The 22,143-nt window shown below is 73.0% G+C and carries 19 protein-coding genes; 13 read left to right on the top strand and 6 right to left on the bottom strand.

Annotated features, from left to right (window positions below):
- The first annotated feature begins 28 nt into the window (after positions 1-28).
- From B4E97_RS01890 to B4E97_RS01880, 3 genes are read left to right on the top strand one after another with little or no spacing between them, the layout of a single operon-like run.
- Positions 29-1,633, top strand: a complete 1,605-nt coding sequence (locus tag B4E97_RS01890) for a sugar transferase (RefSeq protein WP_239265320.1) — start codon at positions 29-31, stop codon at positions 1,631-1,633.
- Between the two features lie 58 nt (positions 1,634-1,691).
- Positions 1,692-3,110, top strand: coding sequence for a WS/DGAT/MGAT family O-acyltransferase (locus B4E97_RS01885; RefSeq protein WP_286955819.1), 1,419 nt, complete (start codon positions 1,692-1,694; stop codon positions 3,108-3,110).
- 31 nt (positions 3,111-3,141) lie between these two features.
- Positions 3,142-3,558 (top strand): DUF6912 family protein, encoded by a 417-nt coding sequence (locus B4E97_RS01880; RefSeq protein WP_029211571.1) that lies wholly within the window; start codon positions 3,142-3,144, stop codon positions 3,556-3,558.
- A 15-nt stretch (positions 3,559-3,573) separates the two neighbouring features.
- On the opposite strand, the gene B4E97_RS01875 is transcribed toward B4E97_RS01880, so the two are convergent.
- On the bottom strand, positions 3,574-3,912 hold the full coding sequence (locus B4E97_RS01875) for a hypothetical protein (RefSeq protein WP_029211570.1): 339 nt from the start codon (positions 3,910-3,912) through the stop codon (positions 3,574-3,576).
- Positions 3,909-4,118 (bottom strand): hypothetical protein, encoded by a 210-nt coding sequence (locus B4E97_RS01870; RefSeq protein ID WP_156911297.1) that lies wholly within the window; start codon positions 4,116-4,118, stop codon positions 3,909-3,911. Before B4E97_RS01870 ends, B4E97_RS01875 begins: the two co-directional genes overlap by 4 nt.
- Positions 4,119-4,372: 254 nt before the next feature.
- Between B4E97_RS01870 and B4E97_RS01865 the strand changes: the two genes are divergently transcribed.
- Complete coding sequence (locus B4E97_RS01865) at positions 4,373-9,247, top strand: NAD-glutamate dehydrogenase (RefSeq protein WP_286958477.1); 4,875 nt, start codon at positions 4,373-4,375, stop codon at positions 9,245-9,247.
- An 86-nt stretch (positions 9,248-9,333) separates the two neighbouring features.
- Complete coding sequence (locus tag B4E97_RS01860; RefSeq protein WP_029211568.1) at positions 9,334-10,845, top strand: sensor histidine kinase; 1,512 nt, start codon at positions 9,334-9,336, stop codon at positions 10,843-10,845.
- A 199-nt stretch (positions 10,846-11,044) separates the two neighbouring features.
- Here the strand turns inward: B4E97_RS01860 and B4E97_RS01855 are convergent, their stop codons facing one another.
- Positions 11,045-11,293 carry a WhiB family transcriptional regulator gene (locus B4E97_RS01855; RefSeq protein WP_029211567.1) on the bottom strand — a complete coding sequence of 83 codons (249 nt, stop codon included), beginning with the start codon at positions 11,291-11,293 and terminating at the stop codon, positions 11,045-11,047.
- A gap of 346 nt (positions 11,294-11,639) precedes the next feature.
- Between B4E97_RS01855 and B4E97_RS01850 the strand changes: the two genes are divergently transcribed.
- Entirely contained in the window at positions 11,640-12,044 is a 405-nt protein-coding gene (locus B4E97_RS01850; protein ID WP_156911295.1) for a hypothetical protein, read from the top strand.
- A gap of 108 nt (positions 12,045-12,152) precedes the next feature.
- On the opposite strand, the gene B4E97_RS01845 is transcribed toward B4E97_RS01850, so the two are convergent.
- The 3 genes from B4E97_RS01845 to B4E97_RS01835 are packed head-to-tail and all read right to left on the bottom strand — an operon-like array spanning position 12,153 to position 17,217.
- Positions 12,153-12,530, bottom strand: coding sequence for a fluoride efflux transporter FluC (locus tag B4E97_RS01845; protein WP_029211565.1), 378 nt, complete (start codon positions 12,528-12,530; stop codon positions 12,153-12,155).
- The gene (locus B4E97_RS01840) at positions 12,527-13,063 is read right to left on the bottom strand and encodes a fluoride efflux transporter FluC (protein ID WP_286958475.1); all 537 of its coding nucleotides are present in this window, start codon (positions 13,061-13,063) and stop codon (positions 12,527-12,529) included. Before B4E97_RS01840 ends, B4E97_RS01845 begins: the two co-directional genes overlap by 4 nt.
- Positions 13,060-17,217, bottom strand: coding sequence for an FtsK/SpoIIIE domain-containing protein (locus tag B4E97_RS01835; protein ID WP_169516835.1), 4,158 nt, complete (start codon positions 17,215-17,217; stop codon positions 13,060-13,062). Before B4E97_RS01835 ends, B4E97_RS01840 begins: the two co-directional genes overlap by 4 nt.
- Before the next feature lie 177 nt (positions 17,218-17,394).
- Here B4E97_RS01835 and B4E97_RS01830 point away from each other — a divergent pair, with 177 nt between their 5' ends.
- From B4E97_RS01830 to B4E97_RS01800, 7 genes are read left to right on the top strand one after another with little or no spacing between them, the layout of a single operon-like run.
- Complete coding sequence (locus B4E97_RS01830; RefSeq protein WP_029211562.1) at positions 17,395-18,627, top strand: CpaF family protein; 1,233 nt, start codon at positions 17,395-17,397, stop codon at positions 18,625-18,627.
- Positions 18,624-19,490 carry a type II secretion system F family protein gene (locus B4E97_RS01825; RefSeq protein ID WP_029211561.1) on the top strand — a complete coding sequence of 289 codons (867 nt, stop codon included), beginning with the start codon at positions 18,624-18,626 and terminating at the stop codon, positions 19,488-19,490. Before B4E97_RS01830 ends, B4E97_RS01825 begins: the two co-directional genes overlap by 4 nt.
- Entirely contained in the window at positions 19,487-20,425 is a 939-nt protein-coding gene (locus tag B4E97_RS01820) for a type II secretion system F family protein (RefSeq protein ID WP_286958472.1), read from the top strand. The genes B4E97_RS01825 and B4E97_RS01820 overlap by 4 nt, the downstream gene beginning before the upstream one ends.
- A 27-nt stretch (positions 20,426-20,452) precedes the next feature.
- Positions 20,453-20,680: a hypothetical protein gene (locus B4E97_RS01815; protein ID WP_286958470.1), complete on the top strand. Its 228-nt coding sequence runs from the start codon at positions 20,453-20,455 to the stop codon at positions 20,678-20,680.
- A 3-nt stretch (positions 20,681-20,683) separates the two neighbouring features.
- Entirely contained in the window at positions 20,684-21,130 is a 447-nt protein-coding gene (locus tag B4E97_RS01810) for a TadE/TadG family type IV pilus assembly protein (protein WP_313666863.1), read from the top strand.
- A complete protein-coding gene (locus B4E97_RS01805; RefSeq protein WP_239265330.1) occupies positions 21,127-21,633 on the top strand; it encodes a pilus assembly protein in 507 nt (168 codons plus the stop codon). The genes B4E97_RS01810 and B4E97_RS01805 overlap by 4 nt, the downstream gene beginning before the upstream one ends.
- A gap of 53 nt (positions 21,634-21,686) precedes the next feature.
- On the top strand, positions 21,687-22,136 hold the full coding sequence (locus B4E97_RS01800; protein ID WP_034252802.1) for a pilus assembly protein TadG-related protein: 450 nt from the start codon (positions 21,687-21,689) through the stop codon (positions 22,134-22,136).
- Positions 22,137-22,143 lie beyond the last annotated feature (7 nt).

The raw sequence follows: 22,143 nt of genomic DNA, 5'->3' as shown, positions 1-22,143 counted from the left end.
ACGACACCAGCTTTGCAGGGGGGGGTAGATGACGATCCAGCACGAGCGGATGGGTGAGGATCAGGCGGAGCAGGGGGACGACCGCCGCGAGCCCACCACCCGCACCAGGATCTCGTGGGCAGCCGAGCGGCCGTACGTCGTGCCGGCCGCCGTCGACGACACCAAGGTCGGGCGCGAGCTCGACCACGACTTCGACCCGGTGGCGCGCGCCCACACGCGACGCGCTCGCTGGGAACGACCCGTGATGCTCCAGGCGGTGTCCGGTGACGTGCTCATCGCCATCGGCATCACCTTCGTCCTGATGATCAACGACTGGCGGTCCTTCGGGGAGTCCGTCGCCGGGGCGCTCCTGACGGGCCTGCTCTGGGGCGCGCTGCTGCTCATCCGTCGCGGCTACGACCTGCGGCGCATGAGCGAGAGCACCGCCGCCGTCCAAGCGGTCCTCGGTGCGGCCTTCGGGGCCATCGCCGTGCTGGGCTTCATGTCCTACGCCGTCAAGGTCGAGCTGCCGCGACGCTACGTCCTCGTCGGGGTCCCGGCCATCGCGCTGCTCACCATCGTGCACCGGCTCGTGGTGAGGCACACGCTCAAGCGGCGCCGCACCTCGGGCGACGCCATGCTCCGCACCCTGGTGGCGGGGGACGGCCTGACGGCCGGAGCCTTCGCCCGCGAGCTCGCGAGCACCAAGGATCACGGCATGCACGTGGTCGGTATGGCGTTGTCCAGCCTCGACGTCGTCCCCATGACGCGGGGCGCGCAGGTGCCGGTCTGGGGCGTCCTGTCGGAGATCCCGCAGATGGTCGTGGACCACGACATCGACACGGTCGTCGTGACCGGTGGGGGGCTGTCCGGCACCTCGCTGCGACGCCTGTCGTGGGCCCTCGAGCGCACCGGCGCCGACCTCGTGGTCTCGCCCGGCATGGTCGACACCACCCCGTCGCTGGTCACGATGCAGCCCACGTCGGGCCTGCAGCTCCTGCACTGGGAGCGACCGTCCGACAAGCTGGGCCGAGGTCTGGTCAAGAACATCCAGGACCGCACCATCGCGTGCCTGGCCATCCTGGCGGTCTCGCCGATCCTCATCGCGACCGCGCTGGCCATCAAGCTCACGAGCAAGGGCCCCATCTTCTACACCCAGCAGCGGCTGGGGCAGGACGCCGAGCCGTTCACCATGATCAAGTTCCGCAGCATGGTGACCGACTCCGACGAGCTGCGCGCCCAGCTGGTCAAGCAGCAGCAGGCGGCCTCGTCCGAGGGCAGCTCCGGTGGCAACAAGGTCTTGTTCAAGATGGCCGACGACCCCCGGGTCACCAAGGTCGGCAAGATCATCCGCCGCTACAGCATCGACGAGCTGCCACAGCTCATCAACGTCCTGCGCGGCGACATGGCCCTGATCGGTCCGCGTCCCCCGCTGGCCGAGGAGGCGGAGAAGTACCACGACAAGGACAACCGCCGGCTGCGGGTCAAGCCGGGTCTCACCGGCCTGTGGCAGGTCAGCGGTCGCTCCGACCTCGACTGGGACCAGTCGGTCAACCTGGACCTGCGCTACGTCGACAACTGGTCGGTCGGGATGGACATGCAGATCCTGTGGAAGACCGCACGCGCGGTCATCAAGGGCGACGGGGCCTACTGACTAGGGCCCGTCCGTGCACGGGACGGCGACCCCGCCAGAGGTCTGCGAGCATGGTGCCGTGACCACCCGACTGACCCCGCTGGACGCCTCCTTCCTCTATCTCGAGCGGCCCAACGCCGTGATGCACGTGGGTGCGGTCCTGGTCTTCGACGGGGACCAGGCGGCCCCCAGCCACGAGGCGCTCCTGGAGCGCGTCAGCGGTCGGATCGCCCAGTACCCTCGCTACCGCCAGCGGGTGCGGGCCGTCCCGGGCGGCGTCGCCAACCCGGTCTGGGTCACGGACGAGGCGTTCGACGTCACCTATCACGTGCGGCGGTCCGCCCTGCCGAGACCCGGCACCCGCGAGCAGCTCGACGAGTTCGTCGCGCGGGTCCTGGCCCGGCCCCTCGACCGGGCGCGCCCCCTGTGGGAGCTCTACCTCGTGGAGGGCCTGGAGGGTGGGGGCTTCGCGCTCGTCACCAAGACGCACCAGGCGCTCGTGGACGGGGTGGAGGCCGTCGACATCGCCGAGGTCGTCCTCGACGACGAGCCGGTCGAGCAGGAGCCCCCGGCAGCGCCGTGGGCTCCCAGCCGCGAGCCCAGCGACGTCGAGCTCGTGGTCGGTGCCCTCGTGGGCGCCGTGCGTCGTCCGAGCCGTCTGCTCGACGTGGCGCGGAGCGGTGCCGGCGAGCTGAAGGACGCGGGGGAGCGCGTCACCGCCGGGGTCGGCCAGGTGGTCTCGGCGCTGGCCAGCACCTCGCGCAGCACCAACCGCAGCCCGCTCAACGGGCACACCGGGTCGGCCCGCCGGTTCGTCACCGTCGACACCGACCTCGAGGACTACCGGGTCGTGCGCAGCGGTGCCGACCGCGGCGACGTCGGGCTCCAGCCGAGCGTCAACGACGTCATCCTGGCGGTGATCGCGGGCGCGCTCCGCGCCTGGCTGGAGTCGCGCGGCGAGCACGTCACCCGCAGCACGTCCGTGCGCGTCCTGGTCCCCGTCAGCGTCCACGACGGCACCGACGACGGCACCGACGACGGCAGCGGCGACCGGCTGACGGCCTGCTTCATCGACCTCCCCGTCGGCGAGCCGACGCCCCTGGTCCGCCTGCACCAGATCGCCTACGCCATGTGGCGCCAGGTCGACCGGGGTCGCGCGCTGGGTGCGGCCACCCTGGCGGGCCTGGCGGGGTTCGCGTCTCCCACCCTGCACTCCCTGGGGTCCAGGCTGGGGGCGGCGGCGTCGCGCAGCCTGTTCAACCTCGTGGTGACCAACGTGCCGGGACCCCAGACCCCACGCTTCCTCGGCGTCGCGACCATGACCGACACCTATCCCGTGATGCCGGTGGCCGAGGGGCAGGCGCTCGCGATCGGGGTCACGTCCTACGACGGTCAGGTCCACTACGGCATCAACGCCGATCGCGACCTCGTGCCGGACCTGGACGTGCTCGCGGCCGCGATCACCGAGAGCCTCGGCGAGCTGCTCGACCACGCCTGACCGCATCGACCGCCACCACCAGAGGAGCCCCATGTCCCTGCGCCGCGTCTACGTCGCCCTCGATCCGTCCGACCTGCACCAGCTCGCCGACGAGGGCCGGGTGGAGGTCGACGGGAGGCCTGCGCGGGCCGTGACGGCAGCCGTCCGCCGCGAGCTCGCCGAGGTCGACGAGGAGGAGCAGGAGTATGACGCCCTGCTGGAGTGCGCGGCCGCCGCCTCGGAGCGCGCCGGCTCGTCGCGACGCGTCGTGGCCGCGGCGGACCTGCCCGAGGCTGCGGTGCACGACGTCGCCGACGGCTACGCCGAGGTGACGCTCGACGGCCCGCTGCCGCGCGAGCGGCTGGTGTCCTTCCACGTCGACGAGACGACCGAGCACCAGGACGCCGACCTGCTGTGGCACGACGTCACGGAGCTCGAGCAGGTGATCTCCCTGGCCGAGGGCCGCTGAGCGACGCTCGCTCGGCTAGGCCGGCAGGTCGTGCAGGCGCGCGTCGACGGCGGCCAGCACGCGCCGCATCCGGACGACCTCGGCGCGGTGCCGTGCGGTGGCGAGCACGCGCTCGTCGTCCCCCGCCGGTGGGTGGGACTGCAGGTCGGACAGGTGCGTGGCGTGCGCCTGCAGACCTGAGGCGAGCCGGTCCATCGCCTCCAGCAGGCCACGCTCCTCGTCCGTCGTGGATGACCCGCCAGGCTCGCGCGCAACGGCCAGCGCGTCGGCGACCCGGCCGTGGTGGCGGCGCAGGGCGGCGGCCAGCGCCGAGCAGGACGCCGGGTCGCCGGCGGGCGCGGCATACGGGCTCATGACCCGACCAGCTCGGTCGAGCGGTCCTGCAGGGTCGCCAGGCGGGAGGCGAGCCGCACGAGCGTGTCCGACAGGGCCTCCTGCAGCTCCGGCGCCGGCTCGGGTGCCGACCAGGTCAGGTCCTCGACCGCGTCGTCCAGCACCTGCGCGAGGTGACGCCAGGCGTCCCCGGCGCCGGGGGAGGAGGTCGCGGTGGGGGCGGGCACGCGCACGACTCTAGCGGGCCCCGGGAGGCCTGACGGCGGTGTCCACAGGCCCCTGACGCGATCGCAAGGATGAGGGTCCAGGGCCGGACCGACCGGAGGATCGGTGGCCCGCCCGCCACCCTGGTCCACATCCTGCGGGTGCGGAGCCGGGCGAGGCGCAGGGGTCGCCTGCGCGGCACGGCGTCGGGAGGCTAGTCTCGGGGTGGTGCACACCGTCGTGCACGACGTCGAGATCGATGAGGTACCCACAGGCCATGTCTGCATCCTTCGACCAGACCCGCACGGAGCTGCTGACCGCAGCCGCGAAGGTGGCAGGTCGCTCCCTGGACGGCACAACCGCCCAGCTCCTGCCCCGCTACTACCGACACACCGTCGACGAGGACCTGCGGGCGCGCGCGCCCGAGGACCTGCTCGGCGCGGCGCTGTCGCACCGAGAGCTGGCGCGACGCCGAGCGCCGGGGCGAGCGAGCGTGAGGGTCTTCACCCCCACGGTCGCGGAGAACAAGTGGTCCTGCGGGCACACGGTCGTGCAGACCGTCACCGACGACATGCCCTTCCTCGTCGACTCGGTCACCGCCGCGATCATGGCCGGGGGGCGCACGATCCACCACGTGGTGCACCCGCAGCTCGTCGTGCGGCGCGACGCCGTGGGCGAGCTCGTCGAGGTGCTGGACGTCGACCCCGAGGACGCGCCAACGGGCGAGTTCGGCATCCACGTCGAGTCGTGGATGCACGTGGAGATCGACCGTGAGTCCGACGCGCCCGACCTGCGGGAGGTCCAGGAGCGGCTCGAGCAGGTGCTCGGGGACGTGCGCGAGTCGGTCGAGGACTGGTCCAAGATGCGTGACCGGGCTCGTCAGACCGCGGACGCCTTGCGCGAGGACCCGCCCGGTCCGGTGAGCGACGGCGAGGTCGACCAGGCGGTCCGGCTGCTCGACTGGCTCGCCGCGGACAACTTCACCTTCGTCGGGTGCCGCGACTACGCCCTGCAGGAGGACGGCGACGACTTGTTGCTGCACGCCGTGCCGGGCACCGGGCTCGGGATCCTGCGCTACGACGAGCGGCAGGCCTCGGTCCCGCACCTCGTCGGCGCCGTGCGTGACAAGGCCCGCGAGCCGCACCTGCTCATCCTGACCAAGGCCAACTCGCGCTCCACCGTGCACCGCTCCGGCTACCTCGACTACATCGGGGTCAAGACCTTCGACGCCGACGGCGTGGTGACGGGGGAGCGCCGCTTCCTGGGGCTGTTCACGTCGGGGGCCTACACCGAGTCGGTGATGCGGGTGCCCGTCGCGAGCGACAAGGTCCGCGAGGCGCTGCGCCTGTCCGGCTACGCCCCGGAGAGCCACGACGGCCGCGACCTCGTCAGCGTGCTGCAGACCTTCCCCCGGGACGAGATCTTCCAGTCCGAGCCGACCGAACTCGCCGAGACCGCGAAGTCCATCATCCACGCCAAGGTGCGCCGCCAGCTGCGGGTGTTCCTGCGCAAGGACGTCTACGGCCGCTTCACCTCCTGCCTCGTCTACCTCCCGCGCGACCGCTACAACACGACGGCCCGCCTGCGGATCGAGGCGCTGCTGCGCGACACCTTCGGCAGCGACCAGATCGACTACACCACCCGCGTCAACGAGTCGACGCTGGCCCGCCTGCACTTCGTCGTGCGCGTGCCGCGAGGCGTCTCCCTGCCCGACGTCGACCGAGAAGCCTTGGAGCGCAAGATGATGGAGATCACCCGGGCCTGGGGCGACGACCTCGCCGAGGCCGTCACCCAGGAGCACGGCGAGGAGGACGCGGCCCGGATCCTGAAGTCCTATGGCCAGGCCTTCTCCGAGTCCTACAAGGAGGAGTTCTCCGCCCGCGTCGCCGTCGTCGACCTGGACCACCTGGACTCCGTGCCCGGCGACGGCCTGGGCCTCAACCTCTACCACTCCCTCGGGGCGCCGGGTGACGAGCGCCGGATGAAGGTCTACACCGAGCAGGAGCTGTCCCTGTCGCGGCTGCTGCCGATCTTCACCCACCTCGGGGTCGAGGTCACCGACGAGCGCCCCTACACCGTCGACCGCGCCGGTCGTGCGCCCGCCTTCGTCTACGACTTCGGGCTCAAGGCCGACTCCGCCGGCGTCTGGGAGGACCACGGCGGCGACGTCCGCCGGCACGTCCAGGAGGTCTTTGCCCAGGCCTGGTCCGGCGAGATCGAGTCGGACTCGCTCAACGCGCTGGTGCTGCGCGCCGGCCTCACGTCCCGCCAGGTCGTGATCCTGCGCTCGATCGCCAAGTACCTCCGCCAGGCCGGCACCACCTTCACGGCGGGCTACATCGAGTCCGTCCTCACCGGCAACCCCGAGATCAGCCGCATGCTCGTCGAGCTGTTCGAGACGCGCTTCGCCGTCGGCACCTACGCCGACGACGAGCGAGGGATCCAGGAGCGGCACGGCGCCGAGCAGGCCGTGGTCGATCGCATCACCGACGCCCTCGAGGAGGTCGCGTCGCTGGACGCCGACCGGATCCTGCGCTCCTTCCTCGGCACGATCCAGGCCGTGCTGCGCACGAACTTCTACCAGCACCAGGACGACGGCACGCCCAAGACCTACCTCTCTATGAAGCTCGACCCCCACGCCGTCCCCGGCCTCCCGGCCCCGAAGCCGAAGTTCGAGGTCTGGGTCTACAGCCCCCGCGTGGAGGGCGTCCACCTGAGGTTCGGCAACGTCGCGCGCGGTGGCCTGCGCTGGAGCGACCGGCGCGAGGACTTCCGCACCGAGGTCCTCGGGCTGGTCAAGGCGCAGATGGTCAAGAACGCCGTCATCGTCCCCACCGGGTCCAAGGGCGGCTTCTTCGCCAAGCAGCTGCCCGACCCGGCGGCCGATCGTGACGCCTGGCTGGCCGAGGGGATCGCGGCATACAAGCTGTTCATCTCCGGGCTGCTGGACCTCACCGACAACCGGGTGGGTCAGGAGATCGTGCCGCCGCGCGACGTCGTCCGGCACGACCCCGACGACCCCTACCTCGTGGTCGCGGCGGACAAGGGCACGGCGAGCTTCAGCGACACCGCCAACGGTGTGGCCCAGTCCTACGGCTTCTGGCTGGACGACGCGTTCGCCTCGGGCGGCTCGGCGGGCTACGACCACAAGGGCATGGGCATCACCGCCCGCGGTGCCTGGGAGTCGGTCAAGCGCCACTTCCGCGAGCTCGGCCTGGACACCCAGACCGAGGACTTCACGGTCGTCGGCGTCGGCGACATGAGCGGCGACGTCTTCGGCAACGGCATGCTCCTGTCGGAGCACATCCGCCTGGTCGCGGCCTTCGACCACCGGCACATCTTCGTGGACCCCTCGCCGGTGGCCGACAGCTCGTATGCCGAGCGCCGGCGCCTGTTCGACCTGCCGCGATCCTCGTGGGCGGACTACGACGCCTCGCTGATCAGCGAGGGCGGCGGCATCTTCCCCCGGTCCGCCAAGTCCGTGCCGGTCTCGCCGCAGCTGGCCGAGGCGCTCGGGATCGCCGACGCGCCCGCGTCGATGACCCCGGCCGAGCTGATGCGGGCGATCCTGCAGGCGCCGGTCGACCTCGTGTGGAACGGCGGCATCGGCACCTACATCAAGGCGTCGACCGAGGTGCACGCCCAGGTCGGTGACCGCGCCAACGACGCGATCCGCGTCGACGGCCGCGACCTGCGCTGCCGGGTCGTCGGCGAGGGCGGCAACCTCGGCGCGACCCAGCTCGGCCGCATCGAGGCCGCCAAGGCCGGCATCCACGTCAACACCGACGCGGTCGACAACTCGGCGGGCGTGGACACCTCGGACCACGAGGTCAACATCAAGATCCTGCTCACCGGCCTGATGAAGGACGGCGACCTCACCCTCAAGCAGCGCAACGAGCTGCTGGCGTCCATGACCGACGAGGTCGCCTACCAGGTGCTCCGCGACAACTACGAGCAGAACGTCCTGCTCGGCAACGCGCGCTACCAGGAGCACGCGATGCTCCCCACGCACCGGCGGCTCATCGCCTGGCTGGAGGAGCGCGGCGAGCTCGACCGCACGCTGGAGTTCCTGCCCGGGGACGCCGAGCTGGACGAGCGCGGCGAGGCCGGCCACGGCCTGACCTCGCCCGAGGCCTCCGTCCTGATGGCCTACGCCAAGCTGGCGCTCAAGGCGGACCTGCAGTCGAGCGGCCTGGCCGACGAGCCGTTCTTCACCCGGACGCTCGCCGAGTACTTCCCGGAGCCGGTGCGGGGACGCTATGCCGAGGAGCTGCAGCAGCACCCGCTGCGACGCGAGATCATCGTCAACTCGGTGGTGAACTCCCTGGTCAACCGCGGCGGCATCACCTTCGCGTTCCGCGCGGTGGAGGAGACGGCGGCCAGCCCCGAGCAGATCACCAAGGCCTTCGTCGTGGCCCGCGAGGTGTTCGGCCTGCGGGACTTCGTCGAGCAGGTCGAGGCGCTGGACACCAAGGTCCCCACCGACACGCAGACGTGGATGTATCTCGAGTTCCGTCGCCTGCTGGACCGCGCCACCCGGTGGTTCCTGCAGAACCGCCCGGCCAACCTCGACGTCGAGGCCGAGATCGAGCGGTTCGCCGACACGGTGCGGCGCGTGCAGCCCCAGGTGGCGGGCCTGCTCCAGGGCAGCGAGCACGAGCGGCTGCGCGAGCAGGCCGACCGGCTCGTCGACCAGGGCGTGCCGGAGGAGCTCGCGGTGCGGGCCGCCGGGCTGCTCGACCTCTACTCCGTCCTCGACATCGTCGAGATCGCCCGTGAGACCGAGCGCCCCGGCGACGCCGTGGCCCGGCTCTACTTCCTGCTCTCGGAGCACTTCGGCGTCGACAGCCTGCTGACGCGGGTCTCGGCCCTCCCTCGCGAGGACCGGTGGGACGCCCTGGCCCGCGGCTCGATGCGGGACGACCTGTATGCCGCCCTCGGCGCCCTCACGATGGCGGTGCTGGGATCGGCCGGGGACCTGCAGGACCCCGGCGAGCAGATCGAGCGGTGGGAGCAGCTCCACGCCGACCAGCTGGGTCGCGCGCAGACGTCGCTCACCGGCATCGCGCGGATCGAGCGTCCCGGGATCGCGCCGCTCTCGGTGGCGCTGCGCACGCTGCGCAGCGTGATCCGCAGCGGAGCGGCGGACTGACGGCGACCCCGCTCGCGGCGGGCCCCGGCATACGGCTCGCAAGGGTCGTGCGCCGGGGCTCGCCTCCGGTCACCTAGGGTGAGGACGTGGCGACCCTCACCGACATCCTGCGTGCCGAGACCGACCTGGACGACGTCGACCTCAACTGGCTCCGCCTGCTGGTGGGCGACTGGCAGATCATCTCGGACCTAACCTTCGCCGACCTGGTGCTGTGGGTGCCGACGCGGTCGGGGGAGTGGCTGGTCGTGGCGCACGCGCGCCCGACGACCGGGCGCATGGTGTTTGCCGAGGACATCGTGGGGACGCGCACCCCGCGCAGCCGCCGACCGCTCCTCAACGAGTCGTTCGCATCCAGGCGGACCGTTCGCGACCAGGACCCGGGCTGGATCGACGACGACGGGATCCGGCAGGACGCCGTCCCGGTCGTGCACAACGGCCGGGCGGTCGCGGTGATGAGCCGCTGCACCAATCCCGCCTACCTGCGGGTGCCGAGCCGGCTCGAGCTGACCTACATGTCCACCGGCGACGCCATGTGCCGGATGATCGCGTCGGGCGCGTTCCCCAGCAGCGAGGTCCCGACGGGGCAGCGGCGCGGGGCTCCCCGCGTGGGCGACGGCATCGTGCGTCTCGACGTCGACGGCGTCATCACCTATGCCAGCCCCAACGCCATCTCGGGCCTGCACCGCATCGGGCACGTCGGGGCCGTGATCGGGGTGACGCTCGCCGAGATCACGACGGGCGTGCTCCGGGACCACGCACCGGTCGACGAGACCCTCGCCCTGGTCGTGACGGGGCGCGCGCCGTGGAGCACCGAGGTCGAGACCCGCGCCGGCCACGTGACGATGCGCGCGATCCCCCTGGTCGAGCGCGAGCAGCGGGTCGGCGCGGTCATCATCATGCGCGACGTCAGCGAGCTGCGGCGCCGCGAGCGGGAGCTCATGACCAAGGACGCGACGATCCGCGAGATCCACCACCGGGTCAAGAACAACCTGCAGACCGTCGCGGCGGTGCTGCGCCTCCAGGCCCGTCGGATGCCGTCAGAGGACGCTCGCGTGGCCCTGCAGGAGGCGGTGCGGCGGGTGGGCACGATCGCGCTGGTGCACCAGACCCTCAGCCAGGCGCTGGACGAGACCGTGGACTTCGACGACATCGTCCGGCGGTCCAGCAGCTCGGTCGTCGAGGTGGCACGCACGGAGGAGCCCGTGCGCACGCAGCTCGTCGGGTCGTTCGGGCGGCTGCGGGCCGAGGATGCCACGTCGTTGTCGATGGTGATGGCCGAGCTCGTGTCCAACGCCGTCGAGCACGGCCTGGCCTCGACCGGTGGCGAGCTCGTCATCGAGGCGCGCCGCGACGCCGACCCGAACGACCCGTCGGACGACGCGGGGGAGCTGCTGACGGTGACCGTCTCCGACGACGGGGTCGGGCTGCCGGAGGGCTTCACGCCGCAAGGCGACAGCCTGGGCACCCAGATCGTGTCGAGCCTGGTCCAGGACCTGCGGGGTCACATCCGCTGGGAGCGCCGCGAACCCCGCGGGACGACCGTGACGTTCACCGCCAAGCTGCGTCCCGAGGGCAAGCCGACCGACGACCTGGTCTGACCGCCGTCGCGTGGGGTCGGGGGCGTGCGGGTCGGCGCTGCGAGCGCTGAGCAGCCACGGTGCGGGGCTCGAGAGCGTGCCAGGTCCGCGCTGCGAGCGCTGACGCGGCACGGGACCCCATCACGGTTGTGGGCGCACGACGACGGCGCCGCCACCCGGGGGTGGCGACGCCGTCGTTGGTGTGATGTGCCTGCGGGAGTCAGCTCGCGCGGCGGGCCCGGGCGTTGCGGCGCTTGAGAGCGCGTCGCTCGTCCTCGGACATGCCGCCCCAGACGCCGGCATCCTGACCGGACTCGATGGCCCACTTGAGGCAGGTGTCCATGACCGGGCACCGTCGGCACACGGCCTTGGCCTCCTCGATCTGCATGATTGCCGGGCCCGTGTTGCCGATCGGGAAGAAGAGCTCAGGGTCCTCCTCAAGGCAGGCCGCGCGGTCGCGCCAGTCCATCTTGATCATGCTCCTTGCATTGACGATGCGGCCTGGGTGCGTGAGGGCATCCAGGGTTCCGTACCCTTGTGGGGTGTGGGAGATGTTGGGTCCAACGATGGACATGCCCAGCGTGTTCCGCCCCGCTCTCGTCCACCATCACATCTGCCGCATCTGTGGCACAAGGGGTGGGCGTCAGAAGCTGTCGCCTACGCTTGTGGGTACCGTTTGATCGAGCAAAGCTCGTCGCACGCCGACTAGCAACCTTAGTAAGAACATGCCTCGTTGACTAGAGGCTGGGACGAATTCAGGGCCGATCGTGCGATCGGACCTGACCTTTGGTCACGATTGAAGAGGATTGGTCACGTTGAGTAGCAGCAAACCAGCGCGAGGCGCGGCCACGAGCGCCGGGGCCGCACTCTGGTCGGCCCTCGTCCTGGCGATCCAGGCGGTCGTGGCCGTGGTGGCCGCGGGCTACTGGGCAGTGCAGATCGGGTCCGGTGGCACCGACGAGGTGGCGCGGAGCGTGGTCGAGCTCGTGCTGTTCCTCCTGGCCGCGGCGGGCTTCGTGGCGCTGGCGCGGGGACTGTGGCGCGGGAGCAGGTGGCCGCGCACCCCGACGGTGCTGTGGCACGTGCTGCTCGTGCCGGTGGGGATCAGCCTGTGGCAGAGCGGCGAGGTCGTGCTGGCCGCGCTGGTGCTGCTGGGCGTCACCGTGGCGATCGCCGGGATCGTGCTCTCCCGTCCCCACGGCTCGGGCGTCGACGCCTAAGGCGGCGACCCCGACCTCGACCCCCGCGCCGACCCGGACCCCGAGCCGGCGTCGGCCCCCTGCCTGCGTCTCCGAGGCGAGCACCAGCCGTATGACGGTCCGCCGGCGTCAGGCGCCGGCGACGGCCCAGCCCAGGGTGGCGGCCAGCACCCCACCGAGCACGTTGCCGCCGAGGTAGGTGCCGAGCAACGTCCACTCCCGGCGGTGCACGAGCTCGGCGCACCCGACGGCCAGCGGCGACCAGCTGCCGAGGCTGCCGGCGAAGCCCATCCCGACGAGGGCATAGAGCGGCTGCGCGAGGCCGCCGGCGACGAACCAGTGCAGCATCATGCCGATGAGCAGCGACGCCGTGACGTTGACCGCGGTCGTCGCGACGGCGCCGCGGGGGAGGTCCTCTCGGGATGGGGCGCGCAGCGCGACGGCATACCGGACCATGGAGCCGAGCCCGGCCCCGACGGCGAGGCACAGGGTGTCGACGAGCCTCATCGGCGCCACCTCGGACGGGCGGCGCGGACGGGCGAGGTGTGCTCGCGCGGGTCGCGGGACTGGACGGGGCGGGTGCCGGTGGAGGCCTGCCGGCGCACGGCCGAGCGTGGCCCCCCGGAACCGCCCGGACGGTCGGAGCGGTCGGGGCGCTCGATCAGCCTCATCGCGAGGTGCAGGCCTGCGACGGCGGCGGCGACGCCGACCAGGACGGTGGCGAGGAGGTAGACGACGGCGGTCGCGAGTCGCTGCGGGGCGAGCAGGATGACCTGGCCGGTGAACAGGCCGAAGGTCGTGACGGACGCGAGCGCCCCGGTGAGAAAGGCGAGTGACCACAGGGGTCCGCGGCGCAGCAGGTAGGGCGTGAGGAAGCCGGCCAGCCCGCAGCCGATCGCCTGGGTGAGCAGGAGCGAGGTGGGGAAGTGGCCCGCGTCGTAGGGGACGAGCTCGCTGATGCCTGCTCGCAGGAGCGCTCCGCCGATCCCGCCCGCGGCGACCACGGCGAAGCGCGTCGTCGGGCTCAGGCGGGTGGTCACCCGTCGATTGTGCCCTGTCCCTGCAGGCGGTGGGTCAGCGCGACCTGCACGACGAGGGTGCGGCCACGATCGACCAGGACGCCGCGACCAGGTGGGGGTCCGTGCAGGCGGGGGAGGGCGACGCCGAGGAGGTCGCCGTCGGAGGCGTGGCGTGGCTGCAGGACGATGCCGGTGGCGGCGCGGCGGAGCTCCGTGGCGAGGCCGCGGTAGGTCGCAGCGAGGTGCTGGGTGGTGCCCGCGGCGACGACGGCGGCCCCACCGGGGTGGCTGACGGCGTGCCGCGCGAGCTCGACCAGGACCTGCTCGACGGGGCTGTCCAGCAGGCGCTCGACATCGTCGACGAGGACCAGCGTCGCGGGCTGCTGGGCGAGGTGCCGGCGCAGCGCTTCGTCGTCGCTCGGGCCCAGGACGCTGGCTGCGGAGCCCGAGACGGCCCACGCGGCCACCGGAGAGGGGCCGACAGCGATGACGAGCACCTGCTCGGTCGGCCGCCCGGATGCCTGCGCCAGGGTGATCAGGGTGGTGCTGCGTCCGCTGCCCGGTGGGCCGCACACGGTGACGACCGGCCGGAGGGCCAGGTCCAGCGCGACGGGGGTGGCGGTGTCCCCGCCGAGCCCGAAGGCGCGCGGATCTGCTTGCCGCAGAGCGTCGTCGGTGACCATGGCCGGCAGCGGTCGCAGGGCCAGCGGTGGTCGCCGACGGGCCGGCACCAGGTCACGGGCGAGCTGCCGCACGTCGTTCGGCTCGGTGAGGACGACCTGGACCTCGGCGTGGTCCGTGGCCCGGATGCCGCGCCCGGGAGGCTGGTGGTCCGGGCGGGCCGAGGCCGGGACGCCGCACAGGGCCAGGTCCGTCGCGTCGGCGAGCCGCAGCAGCAGACGCTCTCCCAGGTGGGTCGCGATCGACGAGGTCAGCAACGAGCGATCACCGGCGAGCACCACGACGAGGCCGTGCCCGGGCCCGTCGCGCAGGAGGCCGGTCAGGGCGTCCTGCAGGGCGGCACCGGTGAGAGGGTCCGCGCCGGCGAGGACGGCGTCCCACCGATCGACGAGGACCAGGACGGTCGGGTGCGCGTCGTCGGAGGCAACCTCGGAGGGCACGGTGGGGTGCAGCCCGGCGGCGAGCAGCTGCAGGAGACGCAGGACGCGACCCGGGTCGGCACGCGTCACGCGAGTGCCGCAGTGGGGCAGGGTCTCGAGGTCGCCGAGCCCGCCGTCTCCGTCGACGACGTGCAGGTGCAGCTGGTCTGCGGTGTGTCGCGAGACCGCCTCGACCGCGACGCTCCGCAGCAGGCTCGTGCGGCCGGTCCGGTGGGTCCCGACCACGGCGAGGTGACGACCGGCCTGCAGGTCGTAGTGCCAGACCGCTTGCTGCTGCTCGTGCGGGAGGTCCACCAGGCCCAGGGGCAGGGCGCCGTGGCCGTCGCTCGGGCCGGGGTCGGGCGGGAGGTCGGCGGGGTGGACGAGATCAGGCAACGGCGCGAGCCAGGGACTGGCCGGTCGGGACCGTCCCACGGCCGCCTCGCAGGTGGCGCGAACGAGGGCCGCGAGCTGGGTGTCTGGTCCGTTCCGGGCGGAGGACACGCGTCGCCCGTCCTCGAGCTCCACCGTTACGTCGCCGGTCGTGACGAGGGCCGGTGCTCCGGCCCACGCGGTCTGGAAGGCTCGAAGGCTTCCGTCGCCGGTCCGCCAGAGCGCGCGACCGGCCAGCCGGTCGCTGATCCGGGCCGCGTCGGGTGCCTCGATGACGTCCTCGGAGTCGGCGCGGTCACGCATGCGCAGGGCGATGCGAGCGTTGACGTTGGCACGGATGTCGGGCGTGACGACACCTGCCGGTCGCTGCGTCGCGAGCACGAGGTGGACGCCCAGGGAGCGACCGATCGTGGCGACGGTGAGCAGCCCCGGCACGAAGTCCGGGAGCTCCTGCGCCAGGACCCGGAACTCGTCGACGACGATCACCAGCCGGGGCACGAGCGGGTCGCCGGGCCGGCGGACCCGCTGGTAGGCCTCCAGGTCGACCGCGCCGGCAGCACGCAGGGCACGCTCGCGGCGGGTCAGCTCGGCGCGCAGCGAGGTGAGGGCTCGACGGGCGAGGTGGGGGTCGAGGTCCGTGACGAGTCCTGTGGTGTGCGGCAGGGCGGCGCACTCGGCGAAGGCCGCCCCACCCTTGTAGTCGAGCAGCACGAGGGTGAGCTCGTCCGGCGGCAGCGCGAGAGCCAGCCCCGCGACGAGGGTCTGCAGCAGCTCGGACTTGCCGGCCCCGGTGGTGCCGCCGACGAGCACGTGCGGGCCGTCGGCGGCGAGGTCGAGGGTGATCGGGCCGCCTGCCGAGCGGCCGAGCGCTGCGAGGGGGTGCCGGGTGGGCCGGGTCCAGGCCGCGGCCACGTCGGTCGGGCTGTCCAGCCCGACGGGGCTGACGTCGGCCAGGGTCACCAGGTCGGGGGTGATGGCCGCCGCGCCCGAGGTGGACGCCCGCAAGGGCGCGAGCGCTCGCGCCAGCTCCCACGACACGTTGGGTCCGACCGCGTCGGGGACGGCGCCCGAGACCAGACCTCCGCCCGGCATACCGACTGAGGCCCGGCCATCGGGATCGAGTCGCAACCAGGCCCCGGCCGACGCCGGGAGCCGGTCCGGTTGCTCCGCGACGGTCAGGACCAGCACCGACTCACCTCCCACCCCGGACAGGAGCCGAGCGAGCAGCTCATCCAGCCCGGCCGAGTCGAGCCCGGCGACCACCACCAGGTGCCGGGGTGATCCAGCCGCGTGCGGGCTGCCGAGGACGTCGTTCCCGAGCAGCTCCTCGATCAGGTCGGAGGCCGCCTGGGTGCCGACGACGGGCACGGGCGTCGTCGGCCGCTGCGAACGGTGCGGCAGCCAGCGGCTCCACTCCCACGACCGGGCCTGGCGGGGCGAGCCGGCCACCACGTCGATGGTCAGCGAATCTGGAGGGCACTCGACGGTGAGGGCGCCCACGACGGCCCGCGCGACGCCGATCGCGCCGGGTCCGCTCAGGCCGATGATGCGGGCCTCCGCCAGGTCCACGTCGACCGGGACGTCGTCCAGGGAGGGCCGGGTCAGGGCGCCGTCCGGCTCGCGGACGGCCGCGCGGGCCGGCAGCCGGGCGCGGCCGAGCCGGACGACCAGCGGCACCGTCGCCCCGGCGGGTCGGGACCACAGCCCGGGCGCCTCGAGCCGGGCGGTCATCAGGACCGCCGCCGGATCCCGCGACGCCTGCTCGCGTCTCACGCGTTCGTCAGCCAGGACCTCGGCCAGACGCCGGTCGAGGTCCGCACCGGCGGCCCGGTGGTCCTCGCGCTCGGCTCGAGCCCGACGACCCCGGGCCGAACGGTCCGTGAGATAGGTGCCGAGCACCATCACCGGGCCCAGCAGGCCGAAGAGCAGGAGGTAGGGCGAGTGCATCACCCAGGCGAGCACCCCCGAGGCGATCAACGGGAGCAGCAGGGTCAACCACGGAAAGCTCCGGCCCTCTGCCCCGGCGGGGGGCCTGGGACGTTCCAGGACGACGTCCTCGGGACGCGGCACGACCGTCGGGAGCGGGTGGACGACGAGGTGGCCCTCCCCGTCAGGCTCGGCACGCTGACGGCGGGCGCTGCGACGGACCGACACGACGGAGCTCCCGAGGCGCACCCGGGTGCCCACCGTCAGGGCCACCGACCCCTCGACCGCCTCCCCGTCGACGTGAGACCCGTTGGTCGAGCCGCAGTCCGTCAGGAGCACGCCGTCGTCGTCCACCGAGACGACGGCGTGACGGCGGGACAGCTCCGGGTCGTCGAGGGTGATGTCGGACGTCGGGTCGCGGCCGACGACGTGCGGTCCTGCGGGCAGCGGCACCACGCGCCCGGCATCCGGCCCGCCCACGGTGACGAGGTGCAACGCCGACGGCGGTCTCGCGGGGGCGGACGCGTCCCCGACGTCGGGCCGGTCGCTCACCCGGGCTCCCCGCACCAGGGGCGGCCGACCCACCACGGCGCCGTCCGGGATCACGGCGGGGCCGAGGCGCCATACGGTCCCTGGGTCGCCTCCGACGGCCGTCGCCAGGAGCGGCCGCACCGTCGACCAGGGCGTGCCTGGCGGGGCCGTGACGGCCACGACCGACTCCACCCCGGCCGACTGCACCCTCAGCTCCACTCGCACTGCGTCCTCCTCCCGCGTCGGGCCCACTGTGCAGGCCGCCACCGACAGGCCCTGGGCGTCATCCACAGGACCGGAGGAACGGTGACGCGCACTCCGTGACATCCACAGCCATTCAGGTGGACGGAGCCTGTGACGCCCGGAATCTCCCTAGATTCGAGGGACCCGGAGCAAGGAGCCATGGTGCAGACGAGCACGACCCTCGAGGCAGAGGTCAGGGACGCGATCAGGCGCGACGGCGTCGACCCCGTGGCCGATCGCGCCCGCGTGACCGCTCTCGTCGCCCGGGCCATCGACGACTACGAGGAGCGGGCGATCGCCGCCGGGCTGCCGCCGCTCGAGGACGTCGACCTCACCGCCAAGCGCATCGTGGACGAGGTGGCCGGGTTCGGTCCGCTGCAGCCGTACTTCGACGACCCTCTGGTGGAGGAGATCTGGATCAACGAGCCGGGCAAGGTGTTCGTCGCCCGGGACGGGGTGAGCGAGCTGACCCCGACGATCCTCACCGCCGACGGCGTCCGCGACCTCGTGGAGCGCATGCTCAAGTCCTCCGGGCGACGTGTGGACCTCTCGTCCCCGTTCGTCGACGCGTCCCTGCCGGACGGCTCGCGCCTGCACGTCGTGATCCCCGACGTGTCCCGCGAGCACTGGCAGGTCAACGTCCGCCGGTTCGTGGCCAAGGCGACCCACCTGGACGACCTCGTGCGGCTGGGCACCCTGACCCGGCACGCGGCCGACTTCCTGGCCGCCGCGGTCGCCTCCGGGCTCAACGTCCTGGTCAGTGGCGGCACCCAGGCCGGCAAGACCACCATGCTCAACTGCCTGGCCTCGGCGATCCCGCCGCGGGAGCGGGTGGTCAGCTGCGAGGAGGTGTTCGAGCTCCAGCTGCCGCTCCGCGACGTGGCGGCCATGCAGTGCCGCCAGTCCTCGCTGGAGGGCACCGGCGAGATCCCGCTGCGGCGTCTCGTCAAGGAGGCCCTGCGCATGCGGCCCTCGCGGATCGTCGTGGGGGAGGTCCGCCAGGCCGAGAGCCTCGACCTGCTGATCGCCCTCAACAGCGGCCTGCCCGGCATGGCGACCATCCACGCCAACTCCGCCCGCGAGGCCATCACCAAGATGTGCACCCTGCCGCTGCTGGCCGGGGAGAACGTCGGCTCCCGCTTCGTCGTCCCCACCGTCGCCGGCAGCATCGACGTCGTCGTGCAGGTCGCCCTGGAGCGTGACGGGACGCGGCGGGTGCGCGAGATCGTCGCCGTGCCCGGCCGGGTCGAGGACGACGTCATCGAGGTCGCCGACCTGTTCACCCGGCGCGGTGACGAGCTCGTGCGCAGCGACGGGTTCCCGCCCCACCTGGACCGGTTCGAGCGGGCGGGGCACGACGTCACCGCCATCCTCGGAGCACCGCGATCATGAGCGGCCTCGCGGTGGGGCTCCTCCTCGGCCTCGGGCTGTTCTGCATCTGGTGGTCCTGCTGGGTGCCGTCCGAGGACCGGGTCGAGCAGGTGCGTGGGCCTCGGCTGGCCCGCCTGGGCGACGAGCTGGTGCAGGCCGACCTGCGCTCGGTGACACCTGCCCAGGTCGTGACGGGCTGCGCCCTCCTCGGCCTCATCACCTTCGTGGCGTCCTGGGCGACCACGGGCGTGGTCCCCGTCGCCGTGTGCTTCGCGGTGATCGCCGGCTACGCCCCGCTGGCGGTGGTCCGCGGGCGGGCACGCCGGCACCGCATGCTCCTGCGCGACCTGTGGCCGGACGCCGTCGACAACATCGCTTCGGGCGTGCGCGCGGGGCTGGCGCTGCCCGAGGCCCTGGCTCAGCTGGCGGTCCGCGGCCCGGAGCCGCTGCGGCCGGCGTTCGCGGCGTTCGCCGACGACTACCGCGTGACCGGACGGTTCGGCGACTGCCTGGACCGCCTCAAGGCACAGCTCGCGGATCCGGTCGGTGACCGGCTGGTCGAGTCGATGCGGCTCGCCCGTGAGGTCGGCGGCAGCGACCTGGGGCGCCTGCTGCGGACTCTCTCTTCGTTCCTGCGCGAGGACGCCCGCACCCGCGCCGAGATGGAGACCCGCCAGAGCTGGACCGTCAACGCGGCCCGGCTCGCCGTGGCCGCACCCTGGGTCGTCCTGGCCACGATGGCCACCCGCCCTGCGTCGCTGCAGCCCTTCGGCACCCCGCTCGGGGCCGTCGTCCTGGCCTCCGGCGCCGTCGTCACGGTGATCGCCTACCAGCTGATGATGCGCATCGGGCGCCTCCCCGAGGAGCGGAGGGTGCTGCGATGAGCTGGTTGGCCGACTGGTCGTGGGCCGGCGCCGCCCTCGGGCTCACCTGGGCCACGGGTGTCCTGCTCGTATGGCGCCGCCTCCCCGCACGGCGCCGACCCACGATCGACGACCGGGTGGCGCCATACCTGCAGGACGTGGCGCTCCCACCCCCTGCGGTGGGCCGAGAGCTCGACGACCGTGGGTTGCTGGCACTCCTGCAGCCCTGGCTCGTGCGCGCCGGGGCCCGGCTGGACCTTGCGCTCGGCGGGCAGGAGTCGGTGCGGCGACGGCTGCAGCGCTCCGGCCAGGTGCCCGACGTCGAGGGCTTCCGCGCCCAGCAGGTGCTGTGGGGCGCCGGGGGAGCCGTCCTGGGCGCGGTCGGGGCCACCGTCGCCGTCGCCCGCGACCGGGGAGCGCTGGTGCCGGCCGTCGTGCTCGTCGTCGTGGCGACCGCGGCCGGGGTGGTCCTGCGCGACCACCTGCTCAGCCGGGCCGTCCGCAGCCGCGAGGACCGCATCCTGCAGGAGTTCCCTACGGTCGCAGAGCTGCTCGCCCTGTCCGTGAGCGCGGGGGAGGGTGCCTCGGGCGCCCTGGACCGCGTCTGCCGGCTCTCCGGCGGGGACCTCGCCGAGGAGCTGCGCCACTGCCTCGCCGACGCCCGCGCGGGGTCGTCGCTGCCCGCCGCCCTGCAGTCCCTGGCCGACCGCACCGGGCTCCCGGGCCTCGCCCGCTTCGTCGACGGCATCGTCATCGCCGTCGAGCGCGGCACCCCGCTCGCCGACGTCATGCGCTCGCAGGCGCAGGACGTGCGCGAGCAGGGCCGTCGCGCCGTCATGGAGGAGGGCGGCCGGCGCGAGATCGCCATGATGACGCCCGTCGTCTTCCTCATCCTGCCGGTGACCGTGCTCTTCGCGGTCTTCCCCGGTCTCCAGCTCCTGACCCTCACCGTCTGACCCATCCACACCCTCACGGAGGACGACATGCACCACCTCACCGACGCCGGGCTCGCCCTGCTGACCCGGACCACCGCCACCCTGCACGTCCTCGGTGCGCGGCTGCACGACGACCGTGTCCGCGAGCGGGGCGACGTGCCCGGCTGGGTCATGATCACGCTGATGACGGCGGGTCTGGTCGCGGCCCTCGCGCTCGTGGCCAAGCCCGCCCTGACGGGGTTGTTCGAGAAGGCCATGGCCACCATCGGCGGCTGACCGGTGACCCCTGCCCTCCTGCGGGTCGCCGAGCGAGACCACCCCGAGCGCGACCACCCCGTGCGAGACGACCCCGAGCGCGGCTCGGCCGTGGCGGAGTACGCCATGGTCACCGTCCTGCTCATGGTCCTCGTGCTCGGCGTGGTCCAGGTCGCCGTCGCGCTGCACGTGCGCAACACCCTCGTGCAGTGCGCGGTCGAGGGCGCCCGCCACGGCGCCCGCGCGGACGTGGATCCCGGCGCGGCGGTCGGACGGGCGCAGGAGCTCGTGCGGGGGTTCACCACGGACCGCTACGCCCAGGACGTCTCGTCCCGCGTCACCTCCTCCGGCGGGGCCGAGGTTGTCGAGGTGACGATCCGGGCGCCGCTGCCGGTCATCGGGACCCTCGGGCCGGCCGGGCAGCTGACCGTGTCAGGGCGGGCCTATCGCGAGGGGCAGGAACCGTCATGACCTGGCTCACTCGGCCGCAGCAGCAGAACCGGCCGAGCCGGCTGCCAGGGCTGCGCCGTCGTCTCGGCCGGGACGTGCGCGAGCAGGGCGACCGCGGGTCGGCGAGCCTGGAGCTGATCGGCGTCTCGGTGCTCCTGCTCGTCCCGCTCTTCTACCTCGTCATGACCCTGGCCCAGCTCCAGGCCGGTGCGTATGCCGTGTCCGGGGCCGCCCGCGACGCGGGCCGCGTGTTCGCCGAGTCCCGCGACGTGGACGCCGCGCAGGGACGGGCGCAGGCGGCGGCGCGCATCATCTTCGAGGACTACGGCTTCGCGGCCGGAGAGGTCCAGGTCGCGTGCCTGGACGATCCCTGCCTCGGGCCGGACGCCCGGGTGCGGGCGACCACGACGCTGCGCGTCCCGCTGCCGCTGGTGCCTGACTTCGTGCGGGGCGTGGTGCCGTCGGAGGTCGTGGTGCACGGTGAGCACCTGGCGACCGTCGAGCGTTTCCGGGGCGAGTCGTGAGGTGGTCCGCGCCCGGGGCGACCGGTGCTCGTGAGAACGCCTCCAGCCCGGGCGTGGGCACCGACGAGGAGGACCGCGGGTCGATCTCGCTGCTGTCCCTCGGGATGATGCTGGTCGCCGCCATGCTCATCGTGGTGGGTGTGGACATCACGGCCGTGCAGCTGGCCCGCACCCAGCTGTGGGACGCCGCGGACTCGGCTGCGCTGGACGCGGCCGACCGCATCGACGAGGACCGCGTCTACACCCAGGGCCTGCCCTCGATGGTCCCCGTCACGAGCGCGGGCGTCGCCGAGGTCGCCGGTGAGCACCTGTCGGCGGAGCGGCGACCCCACCTGGTGCGGTCCTGGTCGTTGGGTGGGCGGACGGGCAGCCCGGACGGGGAGACCGCGGTGGTCGAGGTGACCGGTCACGTGGACCTGCCGATCGTCGGCAGCGTGGTCGAGGCCTTCGGCGGGGGAGTGGACGTGACCGTCGTGTCCCGCGCTCGCTCGGCGGTGCGCTGACCTGCGG

It is taken from the genome of Arsenicicoccus sp. UBA7492 (genome assembly GCF_002479615.1).
Lineage (GTDB): Bacteria > Actinomycetota > Actinomycetes > Actinomycetales > Dermatophilaceae > Arsenicicoccus > Arsenicicoccus bolidensis.
Note: the sequence above shows the minus strand (reverse complement) of the source record. Positions and strands in the feature narration are given on the sequence as shown.